The following is a 20465-nucleotide window of genomic DNA, read 5'->3' as shown; positions in this document are numbered from 1 at the left end:
GGACCTTCCTACAGCTCGAACGTGGCGAGGTGGATCTGTCGGCGGGGCACGCCGGCCCGGCGGAGCGCCCGGAGCGCCTCTTCGACCAGGCCGGGCGGCCCGCAGAGGTAGACGTCGCGGCGGGCGACGTCGGGCACCAGGCGGCGCAGCCCCTCCGGGCTCAGCACCTGGCGGGGGCCGGGGTCGTGGCGGGAGCCGACGACGTACCAGATCGAGGTGTCCCGGGCCTCGGCGAGCCAGTCCAGTTCCCGGTGCAGCAGCACGTCGGCCGGGGTACGGGCGCGGTAGATCAGCGCGGCGCCCGGCGGCAGCTCCTCCAGCATGGCGCGGATCGGGGTGATCCCGCTGCCGCCGGCGATCAGCAGGGCCCGCTCGCGGGTGCGGTGGGCGGCGGTGAAGGTGCCCGACGGGCCCTCCGCCCAGACGCGGGTGCCCGGTTCGAGGTCGCGCAGGTCGGCGGTGTGTCTGCCGACCACCTTCACGGTGAGCCGCAGCCAGCGGCCGTTGGCGGCGGCGGAGACGGAGAACGGGTGCGACTGCCACCAGCAGCCCCGGGTCAGGAAGCGCCAGCGGAAGAACTGCCCGCCGAGCAGGTCCAGGCGCTCCAGCCGCTCCCCCGTCAAATAGATCGAGATCGTGTCGGGGCTCTCGGCGACCACGTCGGCGACCCGCAGCCGGTGGCGCAGGTTGAACGCCAGCGGCGCGACCACCCGGCCCCCGAGCAGGGCGGCGACCACCAGCGCGTACGCGGCGATCCAGCCGGTGCGCACCGGGCCCGGCCGGAAGAGCTGCGCGCCGTTGCTGAACTGGTGGCCGAAGCCGAGCAGCAGCACCGCGTAGCTCGACAGGTGCAGGGCGTGCCACAGCTCGTAGGGCAGCGCGGTGCGGATCGCCCGGATGCCGGTGAGGCCGACGAGCACCAGGATGCCGGCGGCGGCGAACGCGGAGACCATGTCCTCGTGGTCGCGCAGCAGCACCCCGGCCTCGGTGAGCACGGAGTTGTCCTCCAGGTCGGCGTGGTGCCCTCGGCGACCAGCCGGAGACCGGCGACCTCGACCTGCGCCCCGGGGATCGGGACGCGGCCCAGGGACTGGGCGAGCAGGCCGCCGACGGTCTCCACCTCGTCGGCAGGCAGCTCGGTGTCGAACAGCTCGCCCAGGTCCTCCACCGGGAGCCGCGCGGTGACCCGCACCGCCCCGTCGTCGAGGTGCTCGACCGGCGGGCGCTCGACATCGTACTCGTCGGTGATCTCGCCGACGATCTCCTCCAGGATGTCCTCGATGGTGACCAGTCCGCCGGTGCCGCCGTACTCGTCGACGACGATGACCAGGTGGTTGCGGGCGGCCTGCATCTCCGAGAGCAGGTCGTCGACCGGCTTGGACTCCGGCACGAAGGTGGCCGGGCGCATCAGCTCGGCGACGGGAAGCCGGCGGTCCTCCGGGGCGCCGCCCTGGGTGCGCCGGATCAGGTCCTTGAGGTAGAGCACGCCGAGCACGTCGTCGACGCTCTCGCCGATGACCGGGATCCGGGAGAACCCGGAGCGCAGGAAGAGCGCCAGCGCCTGGGAGAGCGTCTTGCGTTCCTCGATCCACACCATCTCGGTGCGCGGCACCATCACCTCGCGGGCGATCGTGTCGCCGAGCGCGAAGACCGAGTGGATCATCTGGCGTTCGCCGTGCTCCACGACGCCGCGCTGCTCGGCGAGGTCGACCAGCTCGCGCAGCTCCACCTGGGTGGCGAACGGCCCCTCCCGGAAGCCGCGCCCCGGGGTGACCGCGTTGCCGATCAGGATGAGCAGCGAGGCCAGCGGGTTGAGCGCCCGGCCCAGCCAGCGGACCAGCGGCGCGACGGAGCGCCCGACCGCGTACGCGTGCTGCCGGCCGAGGGTGCGCGGCCCGACCCCCACCACCACGAAGCTGATCACGGTCATCGCGCCGGCGGTGACCAGCGCCGCGCGCCAGCCCGCGCCGAAGGTGTCCACCGCGACGAGCGCGACCAGTGTGGTGGCGGTCAGCTCGGCGAGCAGCCTCAGCAACAGGAGCAGGTTGAGGTGGCGGACCACGTCCCCGGCGACGGCCTGGAGCGTCCGGGCGCCCCGCGCGCCGTCGCGGGCCAGCTCGGCGGCGCGGGCGGGCGAGACGGCGGCGAGGGCCGCCTCGGTCATCGCGATGAGGCCGGCCAGCACCACCAGGCCGGCGGCGAAGACCAGCAGTTGCAGGTCGGGCAGGCCGGTGGCGCCGGCCGCCAGTGTCGGGGTGACCATCACCGGGACCGGGTCGACCGCCAGCTCGCCAGCAGTCGGGCCTGGAGCGCGAACATCTCCCGCTCCTCCTCCGGCTCGGCGTGGTCGTAGCCGAGCAGGTGCAGCACGCCGTGCACGGTGAGCAGGTGCAGCTCGTCGGCGGCGGAGTGCCCGGCGGTGGCCGCCTGCTTGGCCGCCACCTCGGGGCAGAGCACAATGTCACCGAGCAGCGCCGGCTCGCCGCCGGCCGCGGTGCTCTCGCCCGGCCCGTGGTCGACGCTGCCCTCGTCCATGGGGAAGGCGAGCACGTCGGTCGGGCCGTCGCCGCCCATCCACCGGTGGTTGAGCTCGGTCATGTAGTCGATGTCGACCAGCAGCACGGAGAGCTCGGCGAGGGGGTTGACCCCCATCTCGTCGAGGGCGTGCCGGGCGACGGCGAGCACGGCGTCGGTGTCGACGTCGACGCCGGACTCGTTGGCGATCTCGATGGACAACTGTCTTCCCTCGGTGGTCTAGCGGCGCCGGCCGGCACGGCCGCCCTGGGCGGTCCGCCCCGGCACGGCGTGCACGCTCTGCGCCTGCTGGTTCTCCCGCTCGGCGTCCCAGCGGGCGTACGCGTCGACGATCTCCCCGACCAGCCGGTGCCGGACCACGTCGGAGCTGGAGAGCTGGGCGAAGTGCACGTCCTCGACGTTCTCCAGGATCTCCCGGACCACCCGCAGGCCGCTGGTCGTCCCGCCGGGGAGGTCCACCTGGGTGACGTCGCCGGTGACGACGATCTTGGAGTTGAAGCCGAGCCGGGTCAGGAACATCTTCATCTGCTCGGGCGTGGTGTTCTGCGCCTCGTCGAGGATGATGAAGGCGTCGTTCAAGGTGTTGTGCGTGACCAGGAAGTCATCGGTCACGTACAGCGAGTCTTCCGCCGCCACCTGGATGCACATCGTCTCCTGCACACCCGCCGGGATGATCGAGTCGATGAAACGCATGGGCCTGCCGCCGCCGCCCTCGTCGTACAGCCGTCGCTTACGTGACAGGCGGAACGGGGCCACACCGGCGGGAAGCCGGATCTCCACGACGTAGGCGTCGGCACGGTAGGGAACCGGACGTCCCTTGGCCAGCCCGGGCTTGCGCCCCTCGGCCTCCCGCACCCGCCAGGTGGCCACTCCGCCGAGCGACTGGACCAGGTGCACCACGTCGTCTCGCAGCCGCGGGGACGTCGTCGAGTACTGCACCCGACACGTACGCCCCGCCTGGACGACCGGCCCGCCGTCCGTGTCCAGCAGCCCCTGAAGCACGGCCAGTCGGACGCCGACACTGTTGTTCTTGTAGACGTCGGGCACGAACTTCGTGCCCGACTTGGCCCCGGCCAAACCCAACTCACGGATGGCGAGCGTCACCGGATTGGCGACGATCACCCCGCCCCGGTGCCCGTTGACGTGCCGAAGGACGTGGTCGTAGCCGTCCTTGCGGACGACTTCGATGCCGGGCAGCGCGTCCTCGAGCGCGACGGCGAGTTCTGGATCCGAGGTGCAGAAGGCGGGCGTCGCCCGGGAAGAGATCGAGCCGTCACCGAGCAGCAGACCGAGGGCGTACGGATCGAGCGGGACGTCCTGCGGCTCCATGTGTACGGGCGCCACGACCGGGAGTTCGTACCGTCGGGCGTGCCCCCGCCACTCCTTGCCGATCATCTCTCGCGTCTCGAGAGTGCGCCGACGGCCACGCCGTTTGTCGTCGGGAGTGGCGACGGTCCAGAGGTGCTCACCGCAACAGACGGTGGATGCCCCGTCCTGCGTGGTGACCCGGTAGACCTGCTTCGGGCCCTGCGGATAGATGCCGATCACCGGCGTGGGCGCGCCGTTCGAGCCGATGACCAGGTCACCGATTCGCAGCGAACCGAACGGCTTGAAGCCCTCCGGGGTCAATACCCGGGCGTCGTACGGCTGCGCTCGCCCCCGCATGTATGCCAGCGGGGCGACCTCGATCGTGCCCGCCGCCATCAGCTTCGGGATGGAGTCCGGGTCGAGCATGTCGTGCAGCGCGTCGTAGAGCGGGCGCAGGTAGGGGTCGATCTTCTCGTTGAGCGTGCCGGGCAGGAAGCCGAGCCGCTCCCCCGCCTCGACCGCCGGCCGGGTGAGGATGATCCGGTTGACCTGCTTCGCCTGCAACGACTGGACGGCCTTGGCCATGGCCAGGTAGGTCTTGCCGGTGCCCGCGGGGCCGATGCCGAAGACGATGGTGTGCGCGTCGATCGCGTCGACGTACTTCTTCTGCCCCAGCGTCTTGGGACGGATGGTGCGCCCGCGCCGCGAGAGGATGTTGAGCGTCAGGACCTCGGCGGGCCGCTCGGCGCCACCCTGCTCGAGCATGCCGACGGTACGCCGGACGGCGTCAGTGGTCAGGGTCTCGCCTTTCTCGATGAGCTCGAGCAGCTCGCTGAAGACCCGCTCGGCGAGGGCGTTGTCGGCGGGGGCGCCGGTGATGGTGATCTCGTTGCCCCGCACGTGCACGTCGCTGTTGACGGAGCGCTCGACCAGTCGCAGGATCTCGTCGCCCGCGCCCAGCAGGTTGACCATGATCTTCGGGTCCGGGACGGTGATCCTGGTCTGCACCCGGGGCGGGCCGGGAGGTGGGGTGCCGGTCATAGGTCGGGCCGAAAGGCCCTGCGCCACCTGCTCTCGATCTCGTTGCCGGGCCTGCCGGCGCGGCGTACTGACGTTGGCTCCATCGTATCGGTTCAACAGCGGCGGCACCGCGCCCATTTCCCCGCCCGGTGGCACGGCCCACCCCGGCGGGTGCGACGGCCCGCGCAGAGCCGTCGCACCCCGCCGGTCCCGGTGGTCGCTCAGGAGCCGGCGCGGAAGTCGTACCGGTCGAAGGTCTCCTGGGCGCGGGTGAACCGGTAGGTCGCCCAGTGCATCCGGACCACCGCGCCGCGCTCGTCCCGCGTGAGCCGCAGCAGCTCGCCGACCTCGCGGCCGGAGACGGTGCGGTAGACGTCGGGCCGGTCCGGCAGCGGGGCGAAGACCGCCGGCGGCTTCCCCGCCGGGTCGTCCGCGCCCCGGGCCCGCAGCGCGCCGTCGTGCCAGGAGAAGACGTACTCGAAGCCCTCGCCCCACCAGCGGCCGAGCAGCCCGCGTACGTCGGGCGGGGCGGGCGGGCCGGGCCGCCACGGCGCGATGTCGGCCGGGTCGTGCTCGACGGCGGCGGCCAGCAGCCGGTGCGGCAGGTCGAGGACCTCGGCGGCCGTGCCGGAGGAGCCGAGCACCGCCACGCCCATCGCGCCGGGCGTCCCCTCGCCGCCGCGCCGGCCGTAGACACCGGCCAGGAAGCCGGGCATCGCGCCGTCGTGCCCGACGTGCACGATCCGCCTCCCCTGCGGCACCAGGATCAGCCCGAGCCCGAAGCCGCCCGACCAGAGCGTCTCGTCGGTGACCGTCGCCGGCCAGCGCATCTCCTCGAGCGTCGCCGGGGCGAGCACCGCGCCCGCCGGGTCCAGCGCCGCCGGGTCGGCGAGGAAGGCCGCCCAGCGGGCCATGTCCGAGGCGGTGCTCCAGAGCTGTGCCGCCGGCCCCACCGCCCCGAAGTCCGTGGGCGGCTCCGGGTGCGCCTCGTCGGAGTACGCGTCGACCAGGAAGCCGGTCGCCGCGTCCGGGCCCGGCGTCACCGAGGTGTCGGCCAGCCCCAGCGGGGTCAGCACCCGCTCGGCGAGCACCTCCGCCCAGGTGCCGCCCCGCAGGTGGCCGACGAGCCGGCCGAGCAGCGCCATGCCGAGGTTGGAGTAGTGGTAGCGACGGCCCGGCGGCAGCACGCGCTCGGCCCGGGCCAGGTCGGCGACGAACTCGTCGACGTCGGGGGCACGCAGGGTGTCCCAGACGTCGCCGTACGGCTCCCGTTGCAGGCCGGCGGTGTGCGACAGCAGCCGCCGCACGGTCAGCTCGCCGTGGGCCGGCAGGTCCAGGTGGCGGCCCAGCGGGTCGTCCAGGTCGAGCAGGCCGTCGTCGCGGCACTGGAGGGTCAGCACGGCGGTGAACGTCTTGGTGACCGAGCCGATCCGGAACCGGGTGCCCGGCCCAAGCTCGGTGTCGTTGCCGGTGCCGCCGACCGCGCACGTCCACAGCGGGCGGTCCGCCCGGTGCAGGGCCGCCGAGACCGCCGGCACCCGGGCCTGCGCCTGGACCGTACGCACCAGCCGGGACAGCCGTTCGTCGACCGCCGTCACGCGAGGTCCCGGGCCAGCATCGGGCCCAGCGGCGCGCCGCCGAGCACGTGCGCGTGCACGTGGAAGACCTCCTGACCGCCGTACGCGCCGGTGTTGAACATCAGCCGGAAGCCGTCGCCGAGCAGCCCCTCGTCCTCGGCCACCGCGGCGGCCGTCGCGAGCACCTCGCCGGCCAGCGCCGGGTCGCCCTGGGCGAGGGTCGCCACGTCGGCGTAGTGCTCCTTCGGAATGACCAGGACGTGCACGGGCGCCTTCGGGCCGATGTCGCGGAAGGCGAGCGTGGTGGCGGTTTCCCGGACGACGGTGGCCGGGATCTCCCCGGCGACGATCCGGCAGAACAGGCAGTCGGTTCCCATCGGGGCAGTGTAAGGAAGCGCAGCCTGCCGTCGCCCGCGCCGGCGGAAGGGGCCCTGCCGCCCCCTCCGGGCCCGCACGGCATGATGGCCGGCGTGACTTCACGGGCGGTACTGGTGACGGGGGCCTCGCGCGGCATCGGGCGGGCGGTGGCGACCGCGTTCGCCGCCGGCGGCGACCGGGTGGCGATCCACCACCGGGACTCCGCGGAACTGGCCGAGCGGCTGCGCGCCGAACTGCCCGGCGAGGGGCACGTGGTGGTCCGCGCCGACCTGACCGACCCGGACGCCGTACGCGCCATGGTCGACGAGGCGGCCGGCCTGCTGGGCGGGCTGGACGTGCTGGTCAACAACGCCGGCGTGTACGGCGAGCGGGACGCCCCGCACCCCGTCTTCGGCGCCTCCTACGAGCAGTGGCGCCGGCAGTGGCGGCAGGTGGTCGAGACCAACCTGACCGGCGCCGGCAACGTCGTCTGGTGCGCCGCCCAGCACATGCGCGACCGGGGCGGCCGGATCGTCAACGTCTCCTCCCGGGGCGCCTTCCGGGGCGAGCCGGAGCAGCCGGCGTACGGGGCCAGCAAGGCGGGGCTGAACGCGCTCGGGCAGTCGCTGGCGGTGGCCCTCGCCCCGTACGGCATCGCCGTCGCCACGGTCGCCCCGGGTTTCGTCGAGACCGACATGACCACCGAGCACCTGCGCGGCGAGCGGGGCGACGCGATCCGGGCGCAGAGCCCGTTCAACCGGGTGGCCCGCCCCGAGGAGATCGCCGCCGCCGTGCACTGGCTGGCCAGCCCCGGGGCAGAGTGGGCCTCGGGCACCATCGTCGACCTCAACGGCGCGTCCTACCTGCGCACCTGACCGTCCGTCGCGCCCGGCCGGCGGGGCCCGGTCACCAGCGGTCGAGGCGGGTGGCGAGCACCGAGAGGGCGGCCACGCCGGCCGTCGACGTGCGCAGCACCGTGGAGCCCAGCCGTACGGCGCGGGCGCCGGCGGCCAGGAAGGCGTCCAGCTCGGCGTCGGCGATGCCGCCCTCCGGGCCGACGACCAGCACGATCTCGCCGGTGCCGGGCAGCTCGGCGGCGGTCAGCCGCTCCTGCGCCCCCTCGTGCAGCACGAACGCCGCGGCGGCCCCGGCGATCCGGCGCGCGACCCGGACGGTCGACTCGTCCGGGATGCCGGCCACGACGGGCAACCAGGCACGGCGGGCCTGCTTGGCGGCCTCCCGGGCGGTCGCCGCCCACTTCTCGCGTGCCCGTACGCCCCGCTCGCCGCGCCACTGGGTGACCGAGCGGGCCGCGGCCCAGGGCACGATCTCGTCGACCCCGACCTCGGTCATCGCCTGCACGGCCAGCTCGCCCCGGTCGCCCTTGGCGATGCCCTGCACCACCACGAGGCGCGGGACGGACGCGTCGGCGTACCCCCGGGAGGTGATCTCCAGGTCGAGGGTGCCCCGGCCGACGGCGGTGACCACGGCGGCGGCCGTGCCGCCGCGCCCGTCGGCGAGCAGCAGCTCCTCGCCGACGCGCAGGCGCTGCACGGTGGCGGCGTGGTGCCCCTCGGGGCCGTCGAGGGTCAGCCGGTCGGCGGTGGGCAGCGACTCGACCAGGAACAGCGGTGCGGACACGATCAACAGGCTAGCCGCCCCGGGCGGCGCCGGGGACGGCGAGCCGCCGGTCAGGCGTGACCGTTGAACGCGTCGCGCATCCGGGAGAAGAAGCCGCCCTGCTTGGTCAGCTCGGCGACCTCCTCGCCCCGGGTCTTGGCGAAGTCGCGCAGCATCCGCTCCTGGTCGGCGTCGAGCTTGGTCGGGGTGCGCACGTCGAGGTGGACGTAGAGGTCGCCCCGGCCGGTGCCGCGCAGGTGCGGTACGCCCCGGGCGCGCAGCCGCAGGGTGCTGCCCGGCTGGGTGCCGGCCTTGACGTCGACGGTCTCCTCGCTGTCGAGCGTCTTGATGGTCAGCCGCGTGCCCAGCGCCGCCGCCGTCATCGGCACGGTGACCCGGCAGTGCAGGTCGTCGCCCTTGCGGGAGTAGACGTCGTGCGGCCGCTCGTGGATCTCCACGTAGAGGTCGCCGGCCGTGCCGCCGCCCGGGCCGACCTCGCCCTGCTGGGCCAGTCGGATGCGCATGCCGTCCTCGACGCCGGCCGGGATCTTGACGGTCAGCGAGCGCCGGGTGCGGACGCGGCCGTCGCCGGCGCAGGTCGGGCAGGGGTGCGGGATGGTGGTGCCGTAGCCCTGGCAGACCGTGCACGGCCGGGCGGAGACCACCTGGCCGAGGAAGGTGCGCTGCACGGACTGCACCTCGCCCCGGCCGGCGCACGCCTCGCAGGTCGCGAGGTGGGTGCCGGCGGCGGTGCCGGCGCCGGAGCAGGTGGTGCAGAGCACGGCGGTGTCGACGGTGATCGGCGCCTCGACACCGAACGCGGTCTCGTGCAGGTCCAGCTCCAGCCGCAGGATCGCGTCGGCGCCCGGCCGGGTCCGGGGTCGGGGGCCCCGCGAGCCGCCGGCCGCACCGCCGAAGAAGGCGTCCATGATGTCCTGGAAGCCGACGAACGGGCCGGCGCCGCCGGGACCGCCCGGGCCGCCCGCGCCCCCGCCGCCCGGGGCGAGCGGGTCGCCGCCCAGGTCGACGATCTGCCGTTTCCGGTCGTCCGAGAGGACCTCGTACGCGGCGTTGATGTCCTTGAACTTCTCCTGTGCCTCCGGGTCCGGATTGACGTCCGGGTGGAACTGCCGCGCCAGCTTGCGGTAGGCGCGCTTGATCTCGTCGTCGGAGGCTTCCCGGCTCACCCCGAGAATGCCGTAGTAGTCCCTGGCCACTGCGTTCCGTGTCCTCATGTTCGTCTCGCGTTGCGCCGGTCGTCGGCCGGAGCCGGCCGTCGGCCCTGACTGGTCAGTTCTGGGCCAGCAGCTCGCCCACGTAGCGTGCCACGGCTCGTACCGTGGCGATGGTGCCGGGGTAGTCCATCCGCGTCGGACCGAGCACGCCGAGCCCGCCGACGCTGGTCGAGCCCGGGCCGTAGCCGGTGCTGACCACCGACGCGGCGCGCAGGTTGTCGATCTCGTTCTCGTCGCCGATCAGCACCCGCGTCGTGCTCGGCTCCGCCTCGCCGATCAGCTTGAGCATGACGACCTCCTCCTCCAGCGCCTCCAGGATGGGGCGCAGGGAGCCCTGGAAGTCGAGCAGCCCGCCGCGGGTGAGGTTGGCCGTCCCGGCCAGCGCGATCCGCTCCTCGTGCCGCTCGATCAGCGTCTCCAGCAGCACCGTGGAGAGGGTGGTCATGGCGGGCCGCAGGTGCGGCACCGACTCGTCGACCAGCGCCTGCACCAGCGGCGGGGTCTCCGAGAGCCGGGTGCCGACCAGCTTCTCGTTGACCAGCCGGCGCAGGTCCGTCACGTCCTCGGCGGGGATCGGCGCGGGCAGCTCGACCAGCCGCTGCTCGACCCGCCCGGTGTCGGCGATCATGACCAGCATGAGCCGGGTCGTGGAGATCGGCACCAGCTCCAGGTGGCGCACCGAGGAGCGGGCCAGCGACGGGTACTGCACGACGGCGACCTGCCGGGTGAGCTGCGCCAGCAGCCGGACGGTGCGGTGCACCACGTCGTCGAGGTCGACCGCCCCGACCAGGAAACGCTCGATCGCCCGGCGCTCGGCCGGGCTGAGCGGCTTGACCCGGGACAGCCGGTCCACGAAGAGCCGGTAGCCGCGGTCGGTGGGCACCCGGCCGGCGCTGGTGTGCGGCTGGCGGATGTAGCCCTCCTCCTCCAGCACGGCCATGTCGTTGCGGACGGTCGCCGGCGAGACCCCGAGCTGGTGCCGCTCGACCAGCGCCTTGCTGCCGACGGGCTCCTGCGTGGCGACGTAGTCCTCGACGATCGCGCGCAGCACGGCGAGCTTGCGGTCGTCGAGACCCATCCCTTCCACCTCCCTGTCGCACGTCGGGCCCGGCACCCCGGGGGCCGGGCGGGCTGCTGGCACTCGTCCGTAGCGAGTGCCAGTCTACGTCGGCGCGCCCGGCCACGCGATGATCAACCTTGGACCGGTCGTCCGGGGCGGGCCGCCGGCCGGCCGGGGCGGCGGCCGCCAGGGCCGATCATCCCGGCAACCCGGCCGGTGTCGCTCTGGTGCGGCCTTGCCGGCTGCGCCTACCGTGACGTCCATGACTGAACCACCTCGCCCTCCCGGAGCGGGGGACCCCGGCGACCGGCCGGACCCGGCCGCTCCGTCGGGGGTTCCCGGCCCGCCCGGCGCCGACGAACCCACCGCACCACTGTCCGGGGCGCCGGGCCCGGGCGGCTATCCCCCGCCCGGTGGCTATCCGCCGCCCGCCGGTGACCAACCGCCGTCGGGCGGCTACCCGCCGTCGGGCGGCTACCCGCCGCCGGGTGGCTATCCCCCACCGGGCGGCTACCCCCCACCGGGTGGCTATCCCCCGCCGGGCGGCTATCCGCCCGGCGGCTACGGCGCGCCCACCGCCGGCTACGCCAGCAACGACGACAAGAACTGGGCCCTGATCGCCCACTTCGGCGGCGCGCTCGGGGTGATCGTCGGCGGTGGCCTCCTCGGCTGGGTGGCGCCGCTCATCGCGCTGATGACCCGCGGCCAGCAGTCGCCGACCGTCCGGGCGCACGCCGTCGCGGCGCTGAACTTCCAGATCACCTGGGCGATCGCCAGCGTGCTGAGCTGGGTGCTCACCCTGATCACCTGCGGGATCCTGTTCTTCGTCCCGATGCTCGTCTGGCTCGTGCCGCTGATCTTCGGGATCATCGGCGGGGTCAAGGCCAACGAGGGCGTCCTCTACCGCTACCCGATGAGCTACAGCTTCACCAGGTGAGCCGGGGCCGGCCGCTCCCCCGGCCGGCCTCGGCCACGTCCCACCAACGCGACGAGCGCCGGCCCGGGGCGGCCCACCGGCCCGGCCGCCGGCCGCCCGCCGCGCCGCTTTCCGCCGCCCGCCGGTCAGGGCAGCAGGTCGCGGACCACGGCGTCGGCGAGCAGCCGCCCGCGCAGGGTCAGCACCGCGCGGCCCGCCGCGTACTCGGGGGCAGCCAGCAGGCCGTCGGCGAGCGCCCGCGCCGCACCGGCCCGGCCGGCCTCGTCGAGGGCGTCCAGCGGCAGCCCGGAGGCGAGGCGCAGCCGGAGCATGACGTCCTCCATGTGCGCCTCGTCGGCGGTGAGCACCTCCCGGGCCAGGCCGGGTGACTCGCCGGCGGCCAGCCGCTTCGCGTACGTCGTGGGGTGCTTGACGTTCCACCAGCGCACGCCGCCGACGTGGCTGTGCGCGCCCGGGCCGAGGCCCCACCAGTCGGCGCCGGTCCAGTAGAGCAGGTTGTGGCGGCAGCGGGCCGCCTCGTCGCGGGCCCAGTTCGACACCTCGTACCAGGAGAGACCGGCCGCGCCGAGGGCGGCCTCCGCGGCGAGGTAGCGGTCCGCGGCGACGTCGTCGGAGGGGTACGGCAGCTCGCCGCGCCGCATCCGGGCGGCGAGCCGGGTGCCGTCCTCCACGATCAGGGCGTACGCGCTGACGTGGTCCACCCCGGCGGAGACGACCTGGTCCAGGGAGGCGGCGAAGTCGGCCTCGGTCTCCCCCGGCGTGCCGTAGATGAGGTCCAGGTTGACGTGGTCGAACCCCGCCTCGCGGGCCTCCCGGGCGGCGGCGACGGCCCGGCCGGCGCTGTGCGTGCGGTCGAGGATCGCCAGCACGCCGGGGGCGGCGGACTGCATGCCCAACGAGATCCGGGTGTAGCCGGCGGCCCGCAGCGCCTTCAGCGACTCCGGCGTGACCGACTCCGGGTTGGCCTCGGTGGTCACCTCGGCGTCGGGCGCGAGCCCCCAGGCGCGGTCGATGCCGTCGAGGATCCGGGCCAGGTCGTCGGCGGGGAGCAGGGTCGGGGTGCCGCCGCCGACGAAGACCGTGTCGACCCGGGGCGGCGGGGCGTCGCCCAGCACCCGGCCGGCGAGCGCCAGCTCGGCCAGCACGGTGTCGGCGTAGCCCTCGCGGCTCGCGCCGCCGCCCAGCTCGGCGGCGGTGTACGTGTTGAAGTCGCAGTAGCCGCAGCGGCTGGCGCAGAACGGCACGTGCACGTACACGCCGAAGCCCCGCGCGCCGACGGCGCGGGTGGCGGTGGCGGGCAGCGACCCGTCGACGGGGACGGTTTCGCCTTCTGGAAGGACGCCGGGCATGGCCACTAGTGTGCCCGGCATGACCTCTCCCGACGTGCTCGTGCGGGCCGCCACGGCCCGCGGGGTGACCACGCTCACCCTGGACAGCCCGCACAACCGCAACGCGCTCTCCACGCCGCTGATGACCCAGCTGCTGGCCGGCCTCGCCGAGGCGGTCGCCGACGACGCCGTACGCGTGGTCGTGCTGGACCACACCGGCCCGGTCTTCTGCTCGGGAGCGGACCTGAGGGAGACGGCCGCCGCGTACGCCAGCGGCACCGTGCCCGCCGGGATGCTGGGCGACGTGCTCGCGGCGGTCCGAGAGTGCCCGAAACCGGTGGTGGCGAAGGTGGCCGGGCCGGCCCGGGCCGGCGGCCTGGGCCTGATCGCGGCGGCCGACCTGGCGGTGTGCGCGCAGGAGGCGACGTTCGCCTTCACCGAGGTGCGGATCGGGGTGATCCCGGCGGTCATCTCCGCGACCGTGCTGCCCCTGCTGCACCCCCGCGCGGCGGCCGAGCTCTACCTGACCGGGGACACCTTCGACGGCCGGCGGGCGGCCGAGATCGGCCTGGTCACCGCCGCGGTGCCGGCGGACGGGCTGGCCACCGCCGTCGCCGGATACTGCGACTCGCTGGTGCGGGGCGCGCCCGGCGCGCTGGCCGGGGCGAAGGAGCTGCTGCGCCGGCGGCCCGCCGCCGACCTGCGGGAGGAGATCGCCGGGCTGTCGACGCTCTCGACCGGATACTTCCTGTCCGAGGAGGGTCGCGAGGGCGTGCTGGCGTTCCGGGAGAAGCGGCCGGCACGCTGGGTGCCCGCCGCCGACGGCGACGCCGAGGCGGGCGCCGGCCGGTAGCCGCCGGGCCGGCGCCGTCGCGTTCGTGGGCGGGCGACGTCGCGCCGGGACGGGCCCGGGGCGGCTCTCGCGTCCGCCCGCCGGGGCCGGCGGGTGAGGCCGCGCCGGAAACGGGGAACGTGGAAGCTCACCCGGCCGGGCCCCGGCGGGCGCACGGACCGGCGGGCCGGGCGGCCGGCGGGGCCACCGAAACCGGTCGGACGACCCTGGGGGTACCACGGGGGACGTACGCTTGGCGGGCTGTCGAACAGGGGGTGTGGGTGCGAACTCGGGCAGTCGTGACGGGCGGCGTCGTCCTCGTCCTCGTCGCCGTGGTCGGAATCTGGATCGTCATCCGGCAGGTGGGTGGGCAGCTGCGCCTGCCGCTGTCCAGCCGGACCTGCACGGTGCAGGCGGACGGCCGGGTGGCCCTGGACGCCGACCAGATGGCCAACGCGGCGACGATCGCGGCGATCGGGATCCAGCGCAAGATGCCCGACCGGGCCGTCGTGGTGGCGCTGGCCACCGCGTACCAGGAGTCCGGCCTGCGCAACCTCGCCGGGGGCGACCGCGACTCGGTGGGGCTGTTCCAGCAGCGCCCGAGCCAGGGCTGGGGCACCGCGGAACAGATCCGCGACCCGCGCTACGCGACGAACCGGTTCTACGCCGCGCTCAAAAAGGTGCGTGGCTGGGAGCGGATGCGGGTCACCGACGCCGCGCAGAAGGTGCAGCGCTCCGCCTTCCCCGAGGCGTACCAGAAGTGGGCGGACGAGTCCGAGGTGCTGACCCGGGCCCTGCTCGGGCACGCCACCGGCGCGGTCGCCTGCACGGTGAGCCGCGACCCGGCGATGCGCGGGGCCGCGGCGGCGACCGCGCTGACCCGCGGCCTGTCGCTGGACTGGGGCCTGGCCGCCGTCGGCGCGGCGGACCTGACCGGCCTCACCGTTCCGGCCGCCGACGAGCGTCGGGGCTGGCGGTACGCGCACTGGCTGGTCTCCCACGCGGACGACCACGGCGTCAAGCGGGTGCGCTTCGGCGGCCTGGAGTGGACCGCCCGCAACGGCACCTGGAGCCGGGTCGACGGCGAGCCCGCGACCGACGACCGGGTGGTGGCCGAGGTCTTCGCCGAGGCGTAGCGGGCCCGATCTCCTTACCGGCAGTCACCGCACAATCCGTCATTTCGGGCCAAAAACCTCGACAGCGCGCGTCGACGCGACGCATCGTAGTCGACCGGCTCCCCACGGTTCGGACAACGGTCGCATATCAGGCCCGGCGGTACCCCGCCCCGGAGCCAGCGCGTTACGATCGGCGGCCTGTGCCAGCAATGGTTTCGCCTCATGGGGAGGGGTACGTCGAGGTGTTCGACTACGGCGACCGGACCGGTTACGAACCGATCAGTGACACCGACCGCAAGGAGTTCCACGAGCAGGGCTTCCTCCTGCTGCGCAACGTCCTGACGGAGGACCACCGGGCGGCGCTGGAGGCGGCGGTCGACCGCGTCTACGCCGAGGAGCAGGCCAAGGGCAACACCACCAAGGACGGCACCCTGCACCTGCTGGGCTTCCTGGACCGGGACGAGCTCTTCGGCGACCTGCTGACCCACCCGATCGCCTTCCCCTACATGTGGGGCCTGGCCGGCTGGAACATCTACACGCACCACAACCACCTGGACGTCACCCCGCCGGCGGCCGAGCCGGAGAAGCCGTACTGGGGATGGCACCAGGACGGGTACCGGCAGAACTCCGACCCGGAGACGATGGACCCCAACCTGCCCCGGCCGATGTTCTCGCTGAAGGTGGCCTACGTCCTGTCCGACCTGTCGGAGAACGGCCGGGGCGCCACCAAGGTGATCCCGGGCAGCCACCTGTGGAACTCGCTGCCGCGCCCGGAGGACACCTCGGTGCACAACCCGGACCCGGAGGGCACGGTGGAGATCACCGCGAACCCGGGCGACGCGTTCATCTTCGACCGCCGCCAGTGGCACTCCCGGTCGACGAACCTGTCGACCATCACCCGCAAGATGCTCTTCGTCGGCTACACCTACCGGTGGATCCGCCCCCTGGACGAGCTGCACATCGACAAGGACGGCGAGTGGTGGGCCAACCGCACGCCGGTGCAGCGCCAGCTCTGCGGTGAGGGCACCCACACCGCGAACTACTGGGGCATCAACTGGGACGGCTACATCGACGACGAGATCCCGCTGCGCAAGGAGCTCAAGCAGCGCGGTCTGCTCGACCGCAACATCCCCTGGCTCCGCTGACCCGCTCACCCGGCTCCGGCCGGGCGTAGTCGGACGGGCCCCCTCCCGCGTGGGAGGGGGCCCGTCCCCGTCTCCGCGCTTCCACGTGCGTGCCGGCCGACACCCGCCCCGCCGTCGATGGCCGGCGGAACCAGGCGTCGGCCGGCTTCAGCTCCGGGCCGCCAAAAGGCCGGCCTAAGCGCCGGGCCGCCAGAGGCCGGCGTCAGGGCCGGGCCGCCAGAAGGCCGGCCTAAGCGCCGGGCCGCCAGAGGCCGGCGTCCGGGGCCGGGCCGCCAGAAGCCCGCTTCAGCTCCGGTCGGCGAGCCGGCGGCGGGCCTTGTCCCGGATCTTCTCCGGCAGGTCGGGCGCGTCGAGCAGCCGGGGCAGCAGGTCGGGCTCCAGCGTCAGTGCCCGGAAGACCTCGCCGATCGTCACCCCGTGCGCCGGCCGGTCCACCACCTCCACCGGGTCGCCCGCGCCGACCTCCCCCTCCCGCAGCACCCGCAGGTACGCCCCCGGGGCAGCGCGCACGGTGAACCGCTTGATCAGGTCCGGTACGCCCCAGAAGCCGGCGAACGTCCGGCAGGGCGTCCGAGGCTTGGTCACCTGGAGCAGCGCCGACCCGACCGCCCACTGCTCGCCGATCACGGCGCCCGTCACGTCGACCGCGTACGTGGTCAGGTTCTCGCCGAAGCCGCCGGGGCGCGGGGCGCGGCCGAGCTCGGTCGCCCACCAGCCGGCGTCCTCCTCGGCGTACGCGTAGACCGCCTGCTCCGGGCCGCCGTGGTGGGCGCGCTCGCCGATGAAGTCGCCGGCCACCCCGTCGGTGCGCAGCAGCACCGGGCCGTCCACCGGACGCTTGTCGATGCCGCTGCGGCCGCTCGCGTCGCCCGCCCACGCAGCCTCGGTCACGATGCCGAGGTTCACCGATGCCAGCCTGCCCGTCATGATGATCAGCCTAGTCCGCAGGCGGGCACCCCCGTCGGGTGCGGAAAGGGCCCCTGGTCGACGGGTGCGTCGACGAGGGGCCCTCGAACCTGCGCGCGGTCAGCCCTTCACGGCGCCGGCCACCAGGCCGGAGACCATCCGCCGCTGCACCAGCAGGAAGAAGATGATCACCGGCAGGGTGAACAGCGTGGAGGCGGCCATCACGGGCCCCCAGGCGGTGTCGTCGCGGCCGAAGAAGAACGTCATCGCCACCGGCAGCGTGTAGCTGTCCTGGTCGTTGATGAAGGTCAACGCGAAGATCAGCTCGTTCCAGGCGGTGATGAACGAGAAGATGCTCGTCGCCACCAGTCCGGGCGCCACCAGCGGGAAGAGGACCTTCCGGAAGGTCTGCGCCCGGCTGGCCCCGTCGATGGCGGCGGCCTCCTCCAACTCCTTCGGCACCGCCGCGACGAAGCCGCGCAGCATCCAGACCGCGAACGGCAGCGAGAAGCCGAGGTAGGTGAGGATCAGGCTGGGCAGGGTGTTGTAGAGCCCCAGCCGCTGGATCATCAGGAACAGCGGGATGACCAGCGCCTCCAGCGGGATCATCTGCACCACCAGCAGCATGATCAGGAAGGAGGTCCGCAGCTTGAACCGGAACCGGGCCACGGCGGTGGCGGCGAGCAGCGCGACCAGGCCGCTGAGCACCACCGTGGAGACGGCGACCAGCGCGCTGTTGAGGAAGAAGTCGGCGAACGTCACCCCCGGGATCAGGTTGCCGGTGAGGATCTGCCGGTAGTGCTCCAGCGTCGGTTCCGACGGCACCGGCCGGGGCGTCGACGAGAAGATCTCCGAACTCGGCTTCAGCGACGTGGCGATCATCCAGTAGACCGGGAACGCCGCGAAGAGCGCCACCAGCACGCCCGCGCCGTTGAGGGCGAGCCGCTTCACGCCCGCGCCCCCCGCGCGTCGCGTCACGCGCCCTCCTCCTTCGGGTCGCGTCACGCGTCCTCCTCCTGCTTGAGCACCATGCGGACGTAGAGGCCGGTCACCACCAGCAGGATCAGGGTGAGGATCACCGCGATCGCCGCGCCGAGCCCGTACTTGGGCGGGGGCGAGAACGCCTCCGCGTACGAGTAGATGGAGAGCATGAACGTCGGCCGGTCCTGCGTGCCGCCGGCCAGCACGAACTGCTGGGTGAAGACCTTGAAGTCCCAGATGGTGGAGAGCACGATCAGGATCCCGAAGACCGGCCGCAGCAGCGGGAACGTGATCTTCCAGAACACCTTCCACGGCCCGGCCCCGTCGACGCGGGCGGCCTCGTGCAGCTCGCTCGGCACGCTCTTGAGCCCGGCGAGCACGCTGACCGCGATGAACGGGAACGAGTGCCAGACGACGACGAGCGTCAGGATCGAGAAGAACAGCAGCGGCGAGTTGAACCAGCCGTACCCGGTCCAGTCGCTGCGCCCGAAGAGGCTCTGCGAGAGCCCGTCCGGCAACGCGTTGAACAGCCAGGTGACCAGGCCGCTGGTGTCGTCGAAGATCCATTTCCAGACGATCGTGCCGGTCAGGGCGGGGGTGGCCCAGGCGAGCATCACGCAACTGGCCACGAAGGCGGCCATCCGCTTGCCGAGCCGGTTGAGCAGCAGCCCGACCAGGGTGCCGAGGATCATCGTGAGCACCACGTTGGCCACGGCGAAGAGCACGGTGTTGCGCAGCACCGTCAGGAAGAACGGGTCGCCGAGGATCTCGGTGTAGTTGCCCAGGCCCACCCACGGCCACTCGCGGTCGCCGCGCAACTGTCGGACGTTGTTGAGCTGGTGGAAGGACATCACCACCACCTGGCCGAGCGGCCAGAGCAGCAGCACGCCGATGATCACCAGGCAGGGCAGGAGCAGCAGGTAGGGCAGGCGGTCCACCCGGCGGCGCCGCCGCGCGGGGGTCTCCCGCGCGGCGGCTGCCTCCGGCGCCTCGGTCAGCGTGGTCACTTGGCGTTGAGGATGCTTTCCATCTCCGCGGCCGCGTCGGCGGTAGCCTTCTCGACCGTCTTCTGACCCTTCATGACCGAGCTGTTCATCGCCTGGGTCACCGTCTTGGTGCGGCTGACCTCCACCCACTTCGGGGTGAGCGGCGTGAGCTTGGTGTTCTGCATCGTGGTGGCGAAGGCCGACATGATCTTGTCGCTGGCGTACTTGTCGCCGCTGACGAGGTCCTTGTAGACCGGGAAGAAGCCGAGGCTGTCGGCGAAGGCCTGGTCGTTCTTCTTGCTCAGCAGCACGGTCAGGTAGTCCCAGGCCAGGCTCTGCCGCTCGCTGTCCTTCCAGATCGCGATGTCGGAGCCACCGGCGAAGGCGGGCGCGGCCTTGCCGTCCGGGCCGGGGATGGGGAACGTGCCCCACACCTTCTCGATCTCCGGGTTGTCCTTCTTGATGGCGCCCTGCTGCCAGCTGCCGGCGAAGGCCATCGCCGCCTTGCCGGTGGCGAACTGGGTCCGGGCGTCGATCTCGTTCCAGCCCGCGGCGGCCGGCGGGGCCACCTTGTGCACCGTCACCAGGTCGGTCCAGAACTTGACCGCCTTCTGCGCCTCCGGCGTGGTGTAGCCGGACTTCCAGCTGTCGCCCTGCTGGGTGGCGATCTCCGCGCCCGCGCCCCAGAGGAACGAGTAGAAGGGCAGCTCCGAGTTGCCCGGCAGGGCGATGCCGTAGGTGCCCGGCTTCTTGGCCTGCACGGTCTTGGCGGCGGCCACCAGCTCGTCCCAGTTCGTCGGCGGCTTCACGCCCGCCTCGGCGAACCAGTCGGTGCGGTAGTACATCGCCCGGACGCCGGCGTACCACGGCACGCCGAACTGCTTGCCGTCGAGCTGGGCGTTCTTCACCAGGTCGGGCAGGATGTCCTTGCCCTCGGTCCAGCCGTTCATCTTGTCGGTGACGTCGGCCAGGGCCTCCTGCGCCGCCCAGCCCTGGGTCTCCGTGTTGCCCAGCTCCGTGACGTCCGGCCCCTCACCGCCGGCGAGGGCGGCCTGGAACTTCTTCGGCGCCTCCAGCCAGGGGATGTACTGGACCACCACGTCGGTGTCCGGGTGCTTCTGCCGGAACTCGGTCTCGACGCTGTCGAGGAACTTGGTCTGCGCCTCGCTTCCCTCGCCCATCATCCAGACCGTCAGCTTGCTGTTGTCCGCGGCCTTCTCGTCATCGGAGCCACCGCAACCGGACAGCACCATCGCGGCCGAGGCCACGACGGCGGTGACCGGGGCCAGCCGCTTCCACCTGTTCACGCCACATCTCCCTCGCGCCGCTTGGCACTAACCTTCTCCGCCGCACCTTAGTGGGAAAAATTCTTTTACGACAGTGGACGGCACGGCGAAAGAGAGGCGACGGTATCGCAGCGGCGGGCGGGACGGGAGCCGACGGCGGGGCGAACCGGGCGTACCCATACGAACGGGCGCCCGACCTGGTGGTCGGGCGCCCGTTCGGGTTCAGGCTGTGTGGGG

General features: G+C 73.3%; 17 protein-coding genes and 4 pseudogenes. 5 read left to right on the top strand and 16 right to left on the bottom strand.

What is annotated here, in order from left to right; translation table 11 throughout:
• Positions 1-8: 8 nt before the first annotated feature.
• The 8 genes and pseudogenes from ACWENR_RS02225 to ACWENR_RS02190 form a co-directional block, all read right to left on the bottom strand.
• A complete protein-coding gene (locus ACWENR_RS02225; protein ID WP_452275242.1) occupies positions 9-770 on the bottom strand; it encodes a hypothetical protein in 762 nt (253 codons plus the stop codon).
• A gap of 245 nt (positions 771-1015) precedes the next feature.
• Positions 1016-2287 (bottom strand): annotated as a pseudogene (locus ACWENR_RS02220) (hemolysin family protein); the annotation flags it as partial.
• The gene (ybeY, locus tag ACWENR_RS02215; protein ID WP_091104080.1) at positions 2263-2736 is read right to left on the bottom strand and encodes an rRNA maturation RNase YbeY; all 474 of its coding nucleotides are present in this window, start codon (positions 2734-2736) and stop codon (positions 2263-2265) included. The gene ybeY and the pseudogene ACWENR_RS02220, both read right to left, overlap by 25 nt.
• Before the next feature lie 18 nt (positions 2737-2754).
• Positions 2755-3117 (bottom strand): annotated as a pseudogene (locus ACWENR_RS02210) (PhoH family protein); the annotation flags it as partial.
• Between the two features lie 264 nt (positions 3118-3381).
• Positions 3382-3864, bottom strand: a pseudogene (locus ACWENR_RS02205) (LAGLIDADG family homing endonuclease); the annotation flags it as partial.
• Positions 3865-4137: 273 nt separating this feature from the next.
• Positions 4138-4884 (bottom strand): annotated as a pseudogene (locus ACWENR_RS02200) (PhoH family protein); the annotation flags it as partial.
• Positions 4885-5084: 200 nt separating this feature from the next.
• Positions 5085-6461: a serine hydrolase domain-containing protein gene (locus tag ACWENR_RS02195; protein ID WP_452275241.1), complete on the bottom strand. Its 1377-nt coding sequence runs from the start codon at positions 6459-6461 to the stop codon at positions 5085-5087.
• On the bottom strand, positions 6458-6817 hold the full coding sequence (locus ACWENR_RS02190) for a histidine triad nucleotide-binding protein (protein ID WP_350710800.1): 360 nt from the start codon (positions 6815-6817) through the stop codon (positions 6458-6460). The genes ACWENR_RS02195 and ACWENR_RS02190 overlap by 4 nt, the downstream gene beginning before the upstream one ends.
• A 93-nt stretch (positions 6818-6910) precedes the next feature.
• On the opposite strand from ACWENR_RS02190, the gene ACWENR_RS02185 reads away from it, so the two are divergent.
• Positions 6911-7672: an SDR family NAD(P)-dependent oxidoreductase gene (locus tag ACWENR_RS02185; protein WP_452275240.1), complete on the top strand. Its 762-nt coding sequence runs from the start codon at positions 6911-6913 to the stop codon at positions 7670-7672.
• A 31-nt stretch (positions 7673-7703) separates the two neighbouring features.
• Here ACWENR_RS02185 and ACWENR_RS02180 read toward each other — a convergent pair whose 3' ends face one another.
• The 3 genes from ACWENR_RS02180 to hrcA all read right to left on the bottom strand — a co-directional run bounded on the left by ACWENR_RS02180 (position 7704) and on the right by hrcA (position 10730).
• Entirely contained in the window at positions 7704-8438 is a 735-nt protein-coding gene (locus ACWENR_RS02180; protein ID WP_452275239.1) for a 16S rRNA (uracil(1498)-N(3))-methyltransferase, read from the bottom strand.
• A gap of 50 nt (positions 8439-8488) precedes the next feature.
• The gene (gene dnaJ, locus ACWENR_RS02175) at positions 8489-9634 is read right to left on the bottom strand and encodes a molecular chaperone DnaJ (protein ID WP_393002861.1); all 1146 of its coding nucleotides are present in this window, start codon (positions 9632-9634) and stop codon (positions 8489-8491) included.
• A 73-nt stretch (positions 9635-9707) separates the two neighbouring features.
• On the bottom strand, positions 9708-10730 hold the full coding sequence (gene hrcA, locus ACWENR_RS02170) for a heat-inducible transcriptional repressor HrcA (RefSeq protein ID WP_452275238.1): 1023 nt from the start codon (positions 10728-10730) through the stop codon (positions 9708-9710).
• Between the two features lie 244 nt (positions 10731-10974).
• On the opposite strand from hrcA, the gene ACWENR_RS02165 reads away from it, so the two are divergent.
• Positions 10975-11649 (top strand): DUF4870 domain-containing protein, encoded by a 675-nt coding sequence (locus ACWENR_RS02165; RefSeq protein WP_452275237.1) that lies wholly within the window; start codon positions 10975-10977, stop codon positions 11647-11649.
• A 125-nt stretch (positions 11650-11774) separates the two neighbouring features.
• Here the strand turns inward: ACWENR_RS02165 and hemW are convergent, their stop codons facing one another.
• On the bottom strand, positions 11775-12998 hold the full coding sequence (hemW, locus tag ACWENR_RS02160) for a radical SAM family heme chaperone HemW (RefSeq protein WP_452275236.1): 1224 nt from the start codon (positions 12996-12998) through the stop codon (positions 11775-11777).
• Positions 12999-13017: 19 nt separating this feature from the next.
• Between hemW and ACWENR_RS02155 the strand changes: the two genes are divergently transcribed.
• The 3 genes from ACWENR_RS02155 (at position 13018) to ACWENR_RS02145 (ending at position 16069) form a co-directional block, all read left to right on the top strand.
• A complete protein-coding gene (locus ACWENR_RS02155; RefSeq protein WP_452275235.1) occupies positions 13018-13830 on the top strand; it encodes an enoyl-CoA hydratase-related protein in 813 nt (270 codons plus the stop codon).
• Positions 13831-14084: 254 nt separating this feature from the next.
• Positions 14085-14945 (top strand): hypothetical protein, encoded by an 861-nt coding sequence (locus tag ACWENR_RS02150; protein WP_452275234.1) that lies wholly within the window; start codon positions 14085-14087, stop codon positions 14943-14945.
• Between the two features lie 188 nt (positions 14946-15133).
• Positions 15134-16069 (top strand): phytanoyl-CoA dioxygenase family protein, encoded by a 936-nt coding sequence (locus tag ACWENR_RS02145; RefSeq protein ID WP_452275309.1) that lies wholly within the window; start codon positions 15134-15136, stop codon positions 16067-16069.
• Between the two features lie 285 nt (positions 16070-16354).
• On the opposite strand, the gene ACWENR_RS02140 is transcribed toward ACWENR_RS02145, so the two are convergent.
• From ACWENR_RS02140 to ACWENR_RS02125, 4 genes are all read right to left on the bottom strand, one after another.
• Positions 16355-16996: an MOSC domain-containing protein gene (locus tag ACWENR_RS02140; RefSeq protein WP_452275233.1), complete on the bottom strand. Its 642-nt coding sequence runs from the start codon at positions 16994-16996 to the stop codon at positions 16355-16357.
• Between the two features lie 99 nt (positions 16997-17095).
• Positions 17096-17926: a carbohydrate ABC transporter permease gene (locus tag ACWENR_RS02135; RefSeq protein WP_452275308.1), complete on the bottom strand. Its 831-nt coding sequence runs from the start codon at positions 17924-17926 to the stop codon at positions 17096-17098.
• A gap of 50 nt (positions 17927-17976) precedes the next feature.
• Entirely contained in the window at positions 17977-18963 is a 987-nt protein-coding gene (locus ACWENR_RS02130) for a carbohydrate ABC transporter permease (RefSeq protein ID WP_091104047.1), read from the bottom strand.
• On the bottom strand, positions 18960-20249 hold the full coding sequence (locus ACWENR_RS02125) for a sugar ABC transporter substrate-binding protein (protein ID WP_452275232.1): 1290 nt from the start codon (positions 20247-20249) through the stop codon (positions 18960-18962). The genes ACWENR_RS02130 and ACWENR_RS02125 overlap by 4 nt, the downstream gene beginning before the upstream one ends.
• Positions 20250-20465 lie beyond the last annotated feature (216 nt).

This window comes from Micromonospora sp. NPDC004336 (genome assembly GCF_053602615.1).
This window is presented reverse-complemented; position numbering and strand designations above follow the sequence as displayed.